Annotated in this window: 11 protein-coding genes; 5 read left to right on the top strand and 6 right to left on the bottom strand. The window is 71.9% G+C overall.

Features of this window, described 5'->3' with window-relative positions; genetic code table 11:
• Nucleotide 1 precedes the first annotated feature (1 nt).
• From panD to ACZ7L6_RS07335, 4 genes are read right to left on the bottom strand one after another with little or no spacing between them, the layout of a single operon-like run.
• Nucleotides 2–457 (bottom strand): aspartate 1-decarboxylase, encoded by a 456-nt coding sequence (gene panD, locus ACZ7L6_RS07350; RefSeq protein ID WP_471921010.1) that lies wholly within the window; start codon nucleotides 455–457, stop codon nucleotides 2–4.
• 39 nt (nucleotides 458–496) lie between these two features.
• Nucleotides 497–1369 carry an alpha/beta fold hydrolase gene (locus ACZ7L6_RS07345; RefSeq protein WP_471921009.1) on the bottom strand — a complete coding sequence of 291 codons (873 nt, stop codon included), beginning with the start codon at nucleotides 1367–1369 and terminating at the stop codon, nucleotides 497–499.
• A gap of 44 nt (nucleotides 1370–1413) precedes the next feature.
• Nucleotides 1414–2709: an enterobactin transporter EntS gene (gene entS, locus ACZ7L6_RS07340; RefSeq protein ID WP_471921008.1), complete on the bottom strand. Its 1296-nt coding sequence runs from the start codon at nucleotides 2707–2709 to the stop codon at nucleotides 1414–1416.
• A gap of 8 nt (nucleotides 2710–2717) precedes the next feature.
• Nucleotides 2718–4031, bottom strand: coding sequence for a salicylate synthase (locus ACZ7L6_RS07335; RefSeq protein WP_471921007.1), 1314 nt, complete (start codon nucleotides 4029–4031; stop codon nucleotides 2718–2720).
• A gap of 148 nt (nucleotides 4032–4179) precedes the next feature.
• Between ACZ7L6_RS07335 and ACZ7L6_RS07330 the strand changes: the two genes are divergently transcribed.
• From ACZ7L6_RS07330 to ACZ7L6_RS07320, 3 genes are read left to right on the top strand one after another with little or no spacing between them, the layout of a single operon-like run.
• A complete protein-coding gene (locus ACZ7L6_RS07330) occupies nucleotides 4180–5808 on the top strand; it encodes a (2,3-dihydroxybenzoyl)adenylate synthase (protein ID WP_471921006.1) in 1629 nt (542 codons plus the stop codon).
• Nucleotides 5798–6853, top strand: a complete 1056-nt coding sequence (locus tag ACZ7L6_RS07325) for a FecCD family ABC transporter permease (protein ID WP_471921005.1) — start codon at nucleotides 5798–5800, stop codon at nucleotides 6851–6853. The genes ACZ7L6_RS07330 and ACZ7L6_RS07325 overlap by 11 nt, the downstream gene beginning before the upstream one ends.
• On the top strand, nucleotides 6850–7926 hold the full coding sequence (locus tag ACZ7L6_RS07320) for a FecCD family ABC transporter permease (RefSeq protein WP_471921004.1): 1077 nt from the start codon (nucleotides 6850–6852) through the stop codon (nucleotides 7924–7926). Before ACZ7L6_RS07325 ends, ACZ7L6_RS07320 begins: the two co-directional genes overlap by 4 nt.
• A gap of 12 nt (nucleotides 7927–7938) precedes the next feature.
• Here ACZ7L6_RS07320 and ACZ7L6_RS07315 read toward each other — a convergent pair whose 3' ends face one another.
• On the bottom strand, nucleotides 7939–8919 hold the full coding sequence (locus ACZ7L6_RS07315) for a hypothetical protein (protein WP_471921003.1): 981 nt from the start codon (nucleotides 8917–8919) through the stop codon (nucleotides 7939–7941).
• 207 nt (nucleotides 8920–9126) lie between these two features.
• Here ACZ7L6_RS07315 and ACZ7L6_RS07310 point away from each other — a divergent pair, with 207 nt between their 5' ends.
• Entirely contained in the window at nucleotides 9127–9342 is a 216-nt protein-coding gene (locus ACZ7L6_RS07310) for a heavy-metal-associated domain-containing protein (protein WP_471921002.1), read from the top strand.
• Nucleotides 9343–9424: 82 nt separating this feature from the next.
• Nucleotides 9425–11719 (top strand): heavy metal translocating P-type ATPase, encoded by a 2295-nt coding sequence (locus ACZ7L6_RS07305; protein ID WP_471921001.1) that lies wholly within the window; start codon nucleotides 9425–9427, stop codon nucleotides 11717–11719.
• A 61-nt stretch (nucleotides 11720–11780) separates the two neighbouring features.
• Here the strand turns inward: ACZ7L6_RS07305 and ACZ7L6_RS07300 are convergent, their stop codons facing one another.
• Nucleotides 11781–12233, bottom strand: coding sequence for a phospholipase (locus ACZ7L6_RS07300; protein ID WP_471921000.1), 453 nt, complete (start codon nucleotides 12231–12233; stop codon nucleotides 11781–11783).
• Nucleotides 12234–12282 lie beyond the last annotated feature (49 nt).

Here is a 12282-nt window from a genome sequence, read left to right as displayed (position 1 = left end):
CTCAGTTCCTCTCGTGCTCGGCGGCCTGGCGTGGCGCGGGGCGGGTGAAGGCTCCGGAGAACTGGTCGGGCGCGTCGGGCACCGGTTGGGCGGGGTCGGTGCCGAGCGCGACGATGCGGTTGGCCTTGTCGACGTGGACGACGCGCGGCCGGTGGGTGGCGCGCTCCGACTCGGCGAGGGCGGCGAAGGACATGATGATCACCAGGTGTCCGGGGTGGACGAGATGGGCGGCGGCGCCGTTGATCCCGATGACGCCGCTGCCGCGTTCGCCGGTGATGGCGTAGGTGGTCAGCCGGGCGCCGTTGTCGATGTCGACGACCTGGACCGCTTCGCCCTCGACGATGTCGGCGGCCTCCATGAGGTCCTGATCGATCGTCAGGGATCCCACGTAGTGCAGATCTGCCTGGGTGACGGTGGCTCGGTGGATCTTGCCGTTCAGCAAGGTGCGGTGCACCATGACCCCCTGAGGAGACTACTTAGGTGAGGCTAACCTAAATCAACATCGCCCGGGTGCGGAAGAAGCCGGTGCGGAAGGACCGGGCAGGGAAGAACCGGGCAGGGAAGAACCGTCGCGGAAGAACTCCAGGAGCACCCGGTTCACTTCGTCCGGCCGCTCCAGATAGCCGTAATGGCCGCAGCCCTTGATCTCCTGGTAGACGGCACCGGGGATGGCGTCGGCGACCTCGCGCCCCAAGTGCGGCGGGAGGACGACGTCGTCCGCGAAGCCGACGACCAGGCAGGGCACGTCAATGGCCCGGTAGGCCTCGAGTCGGCCTTCCGGCACCACCAGGTCCAACTGGGCCCGCACACCGGGCCCTTGGTGCTGCGGTGAGAACTCGAAGAGCTCCAGCCAGTCCTGGATCTGCCGGTCGTCGTCCAGGGTGGCCGGGGACAGGTTCTGCAGAGCGCGGATCCAGGCGGTGTAGGCGGGCGGGAGCTCCAGCCCGCTGTCGTGCAGGGCGCGTTCGGCCTCCGCCATCGCGGCGCGCAGGACGTCCGTGCGGCCGCGGGTGGCCATCAGCACGCCCTGCTGGACGAGTCGGGGCCGCGCCAGCATCAGTTCCTGGACGACGTACGCCCCCATGGAGACGCCGACGAACCGGCACGGCGCGAGACCGAGATGCTCGGCCAGGCCCGCCGTGTCCGCCACCAGGTCGTCGACGGTGAAGCCTTCCGGGCACTCGTCGGTCGGCGGAACGCCCCGGTTGTGGAAGGTGACGGCCCGGTACCCGGCGTCGACCAGGGCCGGCACCTGGTGGAGGTGCCAGGCCCGCCCGCCGGCGCCCTGGCCCATCACCAGGACCACCGGTTCGCCCTCGCCGGCGTCCTCGTAGTGGAGCCGGATTCCGTTGATCCGCGCGCTCGGCATGGTTCTCCGCCCTGTCGTGCGAGGCCGCGTCGTACGAGGCCGTGTCAGTCGGCCGCCGGAGAGGCTTCGGCGGGCGCCGCCCGGTCGTCCCCGCCGGTGTCCGGAGGCCGGCTGAGCGTGGCCTTCCGCAGTCCCGGCATGGCCAGGGCGAGGGCCCCCACGCCCGCCAGGCAGACCAGCCCGCCGACCACCACGGCCCCGCTCGACGACCCGAGCGCCCTGGCCACCAGGCCCGCCTCGACGTTGCCGACGGAGGGACCGGCGGTGGCCTGGGCGAGCCACAGGCTGCCGACCCGGCCCTGGAGACGGTCGGGTGTGTAGTGCTGGAGCAGGGCGCGGCGCAGGATCTCCGAGGCGGTGTCGCCGAGGCCGGCCAGGGCGAGGAAGGCCAGAGCGAGCCACAGGTTCGGGCTCAGGCCGAAGCAGGTGATCGCCACGCCCCACACCGCGACCGCGCCGATCAGCGCCCGTCCCGTGTGGTGCACCCGGCCCGTCCAGCCGCTGGTCAGGGCGCCGAAGAAGGAGCCGACCGCGGGGGCGGTGTAGAGCAGTCCGACGGTGGACGGGCCGCCGCCGAAGTGCTCGGTGCCGAGTTCGGGGAAGAGCGCGTACGGCATCGCGAAGACCACCGCGCACACGTCGATCAGCAGCAGTCCGGCCACGACCTGGTTGCCGCGCAGGAAGCGCAGCCCCTCCCCCATCGCCTTCAGCGGATGCTGCGCCTCGGCGGGCCCTTCGGGGGCGAGCTTCGGCAGCGGGGCGAGGAGGGCGAGTCCAATGACGTATATGGCCGCGTCGATCGCGAAGCACCAGGCGATGCCGGGCCCGGCCGCGATCACGCCCGCGAGGGACGGTCCGACCATGCCGCCCAGCTGGGCGGTGAGCGTCGTCAGCGCACCCGCGGCGGCCAGTTGCCCGGGCGCCACGAGGGCCGGTGTGGCGGCCATCAGCGCCGGGCCGCCCAGCCCGGCGGTGAAGCCTGCCAGTACGGCCGCCACAAAGACGAACCACACCTGCGGGTCGGGCAGTGCCGCGTTCACCGCGAGCCCCGCGATCACCACCGCGGTCACGGCCCGGGTGACGAGCATGACCCTGCGCCGGTCGACCCGGTCGGCGAGCAGGCCGCCCGTGATCAGGCCGACCAGCAGTGAAAGACCCAACACCAGGCTCATCAGGCCGACTTGGACCGAGGATCCGGTGAGGTGGTAGACCTGCAGGCTGGCCGCCACCGAGGTGAGGTGGGTGCCGACCATGGAGATCGCCTGGGTGGCGAAGACCAGCCGAAAGTTTCTGCCGTCGCGCAACGGCGCTACGTCGACGACCACTTCTCCCAGTCGCACGCCCGCCCCTAACCCTGTGCGGGGACGACGTAGGGGGCGACGCTGCGCAGTTTCTCGCAGGTCTCCTCCAGCTCCCGGGCCGGGGTCGACCCGGCGAGGATGCCGGCGCCGGCCCGCAGCCAGGTGCGGCCGTCCTCCTCGAAGATGCTGCGCAGCACCAGGGCCGCGTCGAGGGCTCCGTCACTGCCGGCCCGCAGCACGGCCCCGCTGTAGATGCCGCGCGGTTCCTTCTCGAGCCGGGCGATGCAGTCGTAGGCCGGGGCCTTGGGGATCCCGGATGCGGTCACGGCGGGGAACACCGCGCGCAGGACGTCCCAGGCGGTGGCGGAGTCGGCCAGCAGTCCGTGCACGCTGGAGCCGAGGTGCTGCACGCTGCCGCGCCGGCGGACGCTCAGCAGGTCGCGCACCGAGACCGTGCCCGGCCGGCAGACGGTGGCCATCTCCTCCTCCGCGAGCTTGACCGACAGCACGTGTTCGGAGATCTCCTTGGGGTCGGCGAGGAGTTCGGCGCGCAGACGCTCGTCCTCCTGCTCGCCGAAACCGCGGGCCCGGGTGCCGGCGAGCGGCTGGGTGACGACCTCGCCGTCCGCGCTGACCTCGGCGACGGTCTCGGGGCTGAAACCGGCGACCCGGCGCCCGCCGAGGTTCAACAGGAAGGAGCGGGCGGGGGTGTTGTGCGAGCGGCCGTGGACGTAGGTGCCGACGAAGTCGACCGGGAAGGGCACGTCGATGGACCGGGAGAGGATGACCTTCTGCAGGTCCGACGTCCGTATCTCCTCGATGGCCTGCGCCACCATGTCGGGGTAGCGGCCTTCGCCGTCCGAGACGTCGAGGGGGCGGGGTACGGCGGTGCGGTGCGTGTCGGCGCGGCCGAGTAACCCGAGCAGCGCGTCCAGCGTCTCCTGGTCCGCGCTGCGGATGAGGACCGCTTGCTGACGGAGCCTCACTTCGGTGTGCGGGACGAGCAGATGGAGCAGGTCGTCGTCGCCGGCCCGGTCGGGGCGGCCGGCGTGGAGATGGGAGAACTCGAACGCCATCCAGCCGTAGGCGTTCCAGTCCGCCACGGGCAACCGGTCGAGTTCCTGCTGGACTTGGCGCAGCGGATGCGGTCCCAGTGGGGCTGCGGTCTCCTCGGCGAGCCAGCGGCGGCGGATCTCGGAGCGGTCGACCAGGATCTCGCCGAGCGCGCCTCCGGCGAACCAGACGTCGCCGTTCTGTTCGTAGATGACGTAGGGGTCGAACAAGCCCGACTCCGCCAGTTGCGCCGCCAACTGGACGGGGTCTCCCGGCAGTTCCGTCTCCGCGCTCCGGTAACGCAGCAAGGACCTACCTCCCTGGAGTTAGGTTAACCTAACCTAATCAGTACCGACCCTAGCCCCCGCGGCACGGCGGCGTCCAGATCACCCCTGCAGGCTTGACCCCGATGAATGATTAGGCAAGCCTTTCCTAAACAGCAGGCGGGAGTCGATCATGCTCGATGGTTGGGTGCCCTGGCCGAAACCGCTGGCCGAGAAGTACCGCGCAGAGGGCTACTGGCAAGGGCGGCCGCTGGACCGGCTGCTGCGGGAGAGCGCCGAGCGGGCCCCGCGCCGGACCGCGCTCGTCGACGCCGACGGAAACCGGTGGACGTACGCCGAACTCGATCTGCGCGCCGACCGCATGGCCGCCGGACTGCGGCGGCTCGGCATCGGCGACGGCGACCGCGTGGTGGTCCAACTGCCCAACACCGACGCCTTCGTGGTGCTCTTCTTCGCGCTGCTGAGGGCGGGCGCGATACCGGTGCTCACCCTGCCCGCGCATCGCGAGAGCGAGATCGTCCATGTCGCCGAGGTGTCCGGCGCGACGGCGTACGCGATCCCGGACCTCCACGACGGCTTCGACCACCGTGTCCTCGCCCGGTCCCTGCGCAAGGCCGTGTCCGGCGTCGAGCACGTTCTGGTGGCTGGCGACGCCGCGGAGTTCACGGCGCTCGCCGAGGTCGACGCCGACCCGGTCCCGCTGCCCGTGCCCGACCCGGGCGACGTGGCCGTGCTGCTGCTGTCCGGCGGTACTACCGGCAAGCCGAAGCTCATCCCGCGCACGCACGACGACTACACGTACAACGTCCGCGCCAGCGCCGGGGTCTGCGGATTCGACCGCGACACCGTCTACCTGGTGGTGCTGCCGACCGCGCACAACTTCGCGCTGGCCTGCCCCGGTCTGCTCGGCACGCTGATGGCGGGCGGCACCGTCGTGCTCTCCCCCACACCGAGCCCCGAGGACGCCTTCGCACTGGTCGAGCGGGAGCAGGTCACCGCCACCGCGGTGGTCCCGCCGATCGCGCTGCTGTGGCTGGACGCGGTGGAGTGGGAGGAGGCCGACCTCTCCTCGCTGAGCCTGCTCCAGGTGGGCGGCTCCAAGCTGGGCGCCGAACCCGCCGCCCGGGTCGAACCGGCGCTCGGCTGCACGCTCCAGCAGGTGTTCGGCATGGCCGAGGGCCTGCTCAACTACACCCGGCTCGACGATCCGCCCGAGCTGGTGATCGGCACCCAGGGCCGCCCGCTGTCCCCCGCCGACGAACTCCGCGTGGTCGACGAAGAGGACCGTGACGTACTCCCGGGCGAGACCGGTGAGTTGCTCACCCGCGGCCCCTACACCCTGCGCGGCTACTACCGCGCCCCCGAGCACAACACCCGCGCCTTCACCACCGACGGCTACTACCGCACCGGCGACCTCGTCCGCATCCTGCCCTCCGGGCATCTCGTCGTCGAAGGCCGGGCCAAGGACCAGATCAACCGGGGGGGCGACAAGATCTCCGCCGAGGAACTGGAGAACCACATCCTCGCCCACCCCGGCGTGCACGACGCGGCCGTGGTCGGCATGCCGGACGAGACTATGGGCGAGCGCACCTGCGCCTACCTCGTTCCACGCGGACAGGCGCCGGGACAAAGGGAGTTGGCCGCTTTCCTCACCGAGCGGGGCGTGGCCGCGTATAAGCTCCCCGACCGGGTGGAGGTCGTCGAGGCCTTTCCCCGGACCTCGGTAGGCAAGATCGACAAAAAGGCGCTCGGCCGGCTGATCGCCGACCGCCTCCGCGCGGAGGGCATTGGTGGCAACTGAGGCCGGTACGGCCCCTCCTGTACGGACGGACAAGCAGTCCCCCAGGCGACGGAACTCCATCCGGGCCCTCGCCGTGCTCGGCGCCCTGGTCCTGCTGCTCACCGCCGCGGTGCTCAGCCTCGCGGTCGGTTCGCGCGCCCTGTCGCCGGACGTCGTGCTGGACGCGCTGCTCCACGACGACGGGTCGACCGCGGCCTCCGTCATCTGGGACGTCCGGGTGCCGCGCACCCTGGCGGGCATCGCGGCCGGCGCCGCGCTCGGCGTCGCGGGCGCGCTCATCCAGGCGCTCACCCGCAATCCGCTGGCCGATCCGGGACTGCTCGGCATCAACGCGGGCGCGGCCACCGGGGTGGTGCTGTCCATCACGGCCCTCGGCATCACGAGCCTGTGGGCGTCGGTGTGGTTCGCCATGCTGGGCGCGGTGGTGGCGGGGTTGCTGGTGTACTCGCTGGCCTCGGGCGGCCGCGGCGGGGCCACTCCGGAGCGGCTCGCGCTCGGCGGTGCGGTGATCGCCGCCGTGTTCACCGGCATCAGCCAGACCCTGATGCTCCTCGACGCGCAGGCCCTGGACCAACTGCGGTTCTGGAGCGTGGGTTCGCTGGCCCGGGCCGACGACGAGACCCTGACGACGATCACGCCGTTCGTCGTCGTGGGCCTGGTACTCGCGCTGGCGCTGGTGCGGCCGCTGAACGCGCTCGCCCTGGGTGACGACGGCGCCCGGGCGCTGGGCGCCCATGTGGACCGGACGCGCTTCCTCGGCCTCGCGGCCATGACGCTGCTGTGCGGCGCGGCCACCTCGGCCGTCGGGCCGCTGGTCTTCGTCGGCCTCGCCGTCCCGCACATCGCCCGCATGCTCGTCGGAGCCGACCAGCGCTGGACGCTGCCGCTGTCCCTGCTCCTGGCGCCCGCCTTGCTGCTCTTCGCGGACGTCCTCGGCCGGGTCGCCGTACGGCCCGACGAGCTCGACGCGGGCGTGGTCACCGCCGTGGTCGGCGCACCCGTGTTCATCGCCCTGGTCCGCTACCGCAGGGCGGTGACCGCATGACGACCCAGGCACCGGCCGGGGGTACCGGCCTGCGCCCCCGTTCGCATGTCGTACGGAGCCGCTCGCACCGGTTCTCCCTGCGGGTGGACGTGCGCGCGGTGACGGTCTGCGTGCTGGTACTGGCCGCCACCGCGGGAGTCGGCGTCCTCGCGCTCGGCACCGGCGAGTACACGATCTCCCCGGCGGACGTGGTCCGCACCCTGCTGGACAACGGCAGCCCGCGCACCGACTTCGTGATCAACGGCCTGCGGCTGCCCCGCCTGCTGACCGGCATCCTGGTCGGCGCGGCGCTCGGCCTGAGCGGCGCCCTCTTCCAGAGCCTGACCCGCAATCCGCTGGGCAGCCCGGACATCGTGGGCTTCACCTACGGTTCGGCCACCGGGGGCCTGCTGGTCGTCCTGCTCGTCGGCGGCACCGGCGGGCAGGTCGCGGTCGGGGCGGTGGGCGGCGGACTGGCGACCGCCGTCCTCGTGTATCTGCTGGCTTGGCGGCAGGGCATCCACGGCTACCGGCTGGTGCTGGTCGGCATCGGGGTGAGCGCCCTGCTCCAGGGCGTGAACGCCTACCTCTTGGCCAAGGCCCGCTTCACTCAGGCCGCCCAGGCGATGGTGTGGCTCAACGGCAGCCTCAACGGCCGGAGTTGGGCGGACGTACGCCCCGCCGCCCTCGGCCTGCTCGTCGTACTGCCCCTGGTGGCGCTCACCGCGAGCAGGCTGAAGATCCTGGAGATGGGCGACGACGTGGCGGGCGGCCTCGGGGTGCCCGTGCAGCGCACCCGGCTCGTCCTGCTGGTGCTGGCCACGGCGGCCTGCGCGGTCGCCACCGCCGCGGCCGGCCCCATCCCCTTCGTGGCCCTCATCGCCCCGCAACTGGCCCGCCGGCTCACCCGGGCCCCCGGCCCCAACCTCCTGGCGGCCACCTGCACCGGCGCCTTCCTCGTGGTGACGGCGGACTTCGCGTCCCAGCGCATCCATGAGACGGCCCAGTTGCCGGTCGGGGTGGTCACGGCGGTCGTCGGCGGGGTGTATCTGGGGCTCCTGCTGCGTCGGCAGCGACGGGCGGGACGGATCTGAGGGGCGGCCACGTCAGTGCCCGTGCCCAGGGGCTTCCTCGTGCGCGGATTCCGGCGCGGTCCCTTCCTTCGGCTCCTGCGCGGTGGCCGAGGCGCCGGCCCTGACCGTGAACGCCGCGGTGTGCACCTCGCCCTCGTGCTTGAAGTCGAGGAACAGACGGTACGTGCCGCTGCTCGGCGCCGTGGCCGTGAACGAGATCTCCGGGCCGGGCTTCGTCGTGCCGTCGCCGGGCTCGCCGTTCGGGTGGACGTGGAGGTAGGCGAGGTCGCCGGAGCGCAGGGCGACCAAATGGCCGTAGGCACCGAGGTAGGGCTGGAGGTTCGTGACCGGGCGGCCGCCCCGCGAGACGTTCAGCTTCAGCTCACTCGCCTTGCCCGGGCGCAGTCCGCCGTCGATGCGGACCTCGTAGCCGTCGATCTTCACGGTGGAGTCCGGCGCGGGCAGCTTCTGCGGCTGGTAGGAGCCCGCGGCTGCCAGGTCGGCGCCCAGGGTGAGGTTCTCGGCACCCTTCTTCGCCGGGGTGAAGTCGGCGAAGACGCGGTAGCCGCCCGCGCGGGGCAGCTCGACCGGAATCCTCCAGGTGCCGTCGGCGGCGCGGGTGGGGTGCAGATGGCGATAGGTGACCAGATCGCGTGAGGCCACGATGAGGTGGAGTTCCTTCTCGTGCTCGCGCTGGTAGGCGGTGACGGGTCGGCCGCCGCTGTCGCGGATGACGAAGCGCAGGTCGGAGCGGGTCCCGGCGGTGACGCTCGGGGTCCTCAGGTCGAGGGTGTAGCCGCCCTCGGAGATCTGCAGCCCGCCGGCCGGCTCGGTCTCGTGCCCGCCGTGGCCGCCGCCTCCCTCCGGTGACGACGACGCCTCGCTGTGGCTGTCGTGGCGGGCCGGCGCGGGCTCCTCGACGACGGGATCGAGGCCCTTGCCCACGCCGTAGGCGGTGCCGAAGGTCGCGGCCAGCGCGGCGGCGAACGCGGTGATCTTGAGTCCGGCATGCATGACGGTCTCCTGTGGGTCAGGCCCTCCGCAAGGAAGGCGTATGAGCTCTCGACACAGCTCACAATACCCCTGGGGGGTATCAAGTCAAGCCCGATCCCCCTTGCCATCCGCTACCCCCCGGGGGTATACAGGACTCCGGCAAGCATACCCCCGCCCCGTATGGGGTGCCCATGGGGCCGACAAGCAACCGCACACCCGGGAGGACCCATGTCCACGACCACCTACGCCGTCTCCGGTATGAGCTGCGGCCACTGCAAGGCCACGCTCACCAAGGTCATCGGCGAGCTGGACGGCGTCACCGAGGTGGGCGTCGATCTCGCGACCGGCCAGGTCACCGTCACCAGCACCGCCGAGCCCGACGACGCCCGCATCGCCGAGGTCGTCGACGAGGCCGGCTACGAGCTGACCGGCCGCGCCGCCTGACCCGCCCCGAACCGTCCGGGCCCGGCGCCCGGCCGCACCGGCCGAACCGGGCTCCGGACCCCACCCCGCACGAGGAGCAGCGATGACCACCACCGCTTCCCACCCCACCACCGAGGTAGAACTCGCCATCGGAGGCATGACCTGCGCCTCGTGCGCGGCGCGCATCGAGAAGAAGCTGAACCGCATGGACGGGGTGACCGCCACCGTCAACTACGCCACCGAGAAGGCCAAGGTCAGCTACGGCGGCGAAGTCTCCGTCCAGGACCTGATCGCCACCGTCGAGGCGACCGGGTACACCGCGCAGGAACCGGCGCCACCCGTGCAGGACGCCCCCGAGCACAGCCCTGAGGACGATGAACTGCGGCCCCTGCGGCAGCGGTTGGTCACTGCCGTGACGCTGGCCGTGCCCGTCATCGCGATGGCCATGGTCCCCGCCCTGCAGTTCGAGTACTGGCAGTGGCTGTCCCTGACCCTGGCGGCGCCCGCCGTGACGTATGCGGCATGGCCCTTCCACAAGGCGGCGTTCACCAATCTGCGGCACGGCGCCGCCACGATGGACACGCTGATATCGGTCGGCACGTCGGCCGCGTTCCTGTGGTCGCTGTGGGCGCTGTTCCTCGGCAGCGCGGGCGAGCCCGGCATGACGCACCCCTTCGAGCTGACCATCTCGCGCAGTGACGGCTCCGGGAACATCTATCTGGAGGCGGCCGCCGGAGTCACCGCCTTCATCCTGGCCGGGCGCTACTTCGAGGCCCGCTCCAAGCGCAAGGCGGGCGCCGCGCTCAAGGCGCTGCTGGAACTGGGCGCCAAGGACGTCACCGTCCTGCGCGCCGACGGCACCGAACGGGCCATCCCCGTCTCTGAGTTGAAAGTCGGCGACCGTTTCCTCGTGCGTCCCGGCGAGAAGATCGCCACCGACGGGACGGTCGTCGAGGGTTCGTCGGCTGTGGACGCCTCGATGCTCACCGGCGAGTCCGTGCCGGTCGAGGTCGCCGAGGGCGACCCGGTCACCGGCGCCACGCTCAACGCGGGCGGCCGCCTCGTCGTCGAGGCCACGCGGGTGGGCGCCGACACCCAGCTCGCCCGGATGGCCAGGCTGGTGGAGGACGCGCAGAACGGCAAGGCCGCGGCGCAGCGGCTCGCGGACCGGATCTCCGCCGTCTTCGTGCCGGTCGTCATCGCCCTCGCGCTCGGCACTCTCGGCTTCTGGCTCGGCAACGGCGCCGGACCGGCCGCCGCCTTCACCGCCGCGGTCGCCGTACTGATCATCGCCTGCCCGTGCGCCCTGGGCCTGGCCACGCCGACCGCGCTGATGGTGGGCACCGGACGGGGCGCCCAGCTCGGCATCCTGATCAAGGGCCCCGAGGTGCTGGAGTCCACGCGCAAGGTCGACACGATCGTCCTCGACAAGACGGGCACGGTGACCACGGGCCGGATGACCCTGCTGGCCGTGCACACCGCCGCGGGCGCCGACGAGGCCGAAGTCCTGCGGCTCGCGGGCGCGTTGGAGCACTCCTCCGAGCACCCGATCGCCCGTGCGGTGGCCGACGCCGCACTGGAGAAGCTGGGGTCACTGCCGACGCCCGAGGACTTCGCGAACGTGCCGGGTCTCGGCGTGCAGGGCATCGTCGACGGGCACGCCGTCCTGGTGGGCCGGGAGCGGCTGCTGGCAATGGGGGTCCCCCCGCTCGAGCGAAGCCGGGAGTGGGGGAGGGCGATGGAGCTGCCGGAGGACCTGCGGCGCGCCAAGTCCGAGGCCGAAGCGTCCGGTCGTACGGCCATCGCGGTCGCCTGGGACGGGGAGGCGCGGGCGGTCCTGGAGGTCGCCGACGCGGTGAAGGAGACCAGCCCGGAGGCGATCCGCCGGCTGCGTGCCCTCGGCCTCACCCCGATCCTGCTGACCGGCGACAACAAGGCCGTCGCCGACGCCGTCGCCCGCGAGGTCGGTATCGCACCCGAGGACGTCATCGCCGAGGTGCTGCCGCAGGACAAGGCCGATGTCGTCAAGCGGCTGCAGGGCGAGGGCCGTTCGGTCGCGATGGTCGGCGACGGCGTGAACGACGCGGCCGCCCTGGCACAGGCCGACCTGGGGCTCGCGATGGGCACCGGCACGGACGCCGCGATCGAGGCCGGCGACCTCACCCTGGTCCGCGGTGACCTGCGCGTCGCCGCCGACGCGATCCGGCTCGCCCGCAGGACGCTCGGCACCATCCGGTCGAACCTGTTCTGGGCCTTCGCCTACAACGTCGCCGCCCTGCCGCTCGCCGCGGCCGGACTGCTCAACCCGATGATCGCCGGAGCGGCCATGGCCTTCTCGTCGGTCTTCGTCGTGGGCAACTCGCTGAGGCTGCGGTCGTTCCGGGCGGCGGCGAGCTGATTCGTCACGAAAACAGGGGGCACCGCACCCGCGGCGCCCCCTTTCAGATGTTGTGGGTGTCTCAGCCGAAGGCCTTCACGGCCTGGTAGTACGTCCATGCCGTGCTGTTGCACGCGCTCCTCTTCGCACCACTGTAGTTCGCGCACACACGCTTGAGGTCCTCGTAGAAGGCGCTGTCGAGGCGGGACTTGTTGGCGCTGAACGTGCCCAGCGCCTTGTAGTTGCGGTAGCCGAAGTCGTGCCGGGCACAGGACGTGGAGAAGGGGAAGCCGAAGGGGTTGTCGGGCGAGGAGGAGCAGTAGTCCGTGGACCAGTCGAACCCGTACGAGGACCACGAAGACTGGTTGTTGCGGGCGGCGACCCAGGCGTTGTAGCTGGAAACGCTGGTCTGGGTCCAACCGGCCAGTACCTGGGGCTTGTCGGCGGGGGCGGCATCGACGGCCGAGGCGGTGGCGAAGACGGTGGCGAGGGAGAGGGCTGAGGCGGCGAGACCGGTGGCGAGTGTGCGGGGCATTCCACACCTCCATGAGGCTGCGGCCCGCCCGTCGGGCCGCAGGTTCATG

It is taken from the genome of Streptomyces sp. NPDC107522 (assembly GCF_055657525.1).
This window is presented reverse-complemented; position numbering and strand designations above follow the sequence as displayed.

Excerpts from the sequence above, each read along its gene's own strand:
- ACZ7L6_RS07315 (WP_471921003.1), bottom strand. The coding sequence starts at position 8,919 with ATGCATGCCGGACTCAAGATCACCGCGTTCGCCGCCGCGCTGGCCGCG.
- ACZ7L6_RS07300 (WP_471921000.1), bottom strand. The coding sequence starts at position 12,233 with ATGCCCCGCACACTCGCCACCGGTCTCGCCGCCTCAGCCCTCTCCCTC.
- ACZ7L6_RS07345 (WP_471921009.1), bottom strand. The coding sequence starts at position 1,369 with ATGCCGAGCGCGCGGATCAACGGAATCCGGCTCCACTACGAGGACGCC.
- panD (WP_471921010.1), bottom strand. The coding sequence starts at position 457 with ATGGTGCACCGCACCTTGCTGAACGGCAAGATCCACCGAGCCACCGTC.
- ACZ7L6_RS07305 (WP_471921001.1), top strand. The coding sequence starts at position 9,425 with ATGACCACCACCGCTTCCCACCCCACCACCGAGGTAGAACTCGCCATC.
- ACZ7L6_RS07330 (WP_471921006.1), top strand. The coding sequence starts at position 4,180 with ATGCTCGATGGTTGGGTGCCCTGGCCGAAACCGCTGGCCGAGAAGTAC.
- ACZ7L6_RS07320 (WP_471921004.1), top strand. The coding sequence starts at position 6,850 with ATGACGACCCAGGCACCGGCCGGGGGTACCGGCCTGCGCCCCCGTTCG.
- ACZ7L6_RS07310 (WP_471921002.1), top strand. The coding sequence starts at position 9,127 with ATGTCCACGACCACCTACGCCGTCTCCGGTATGAGCTGCGGCCACTGC.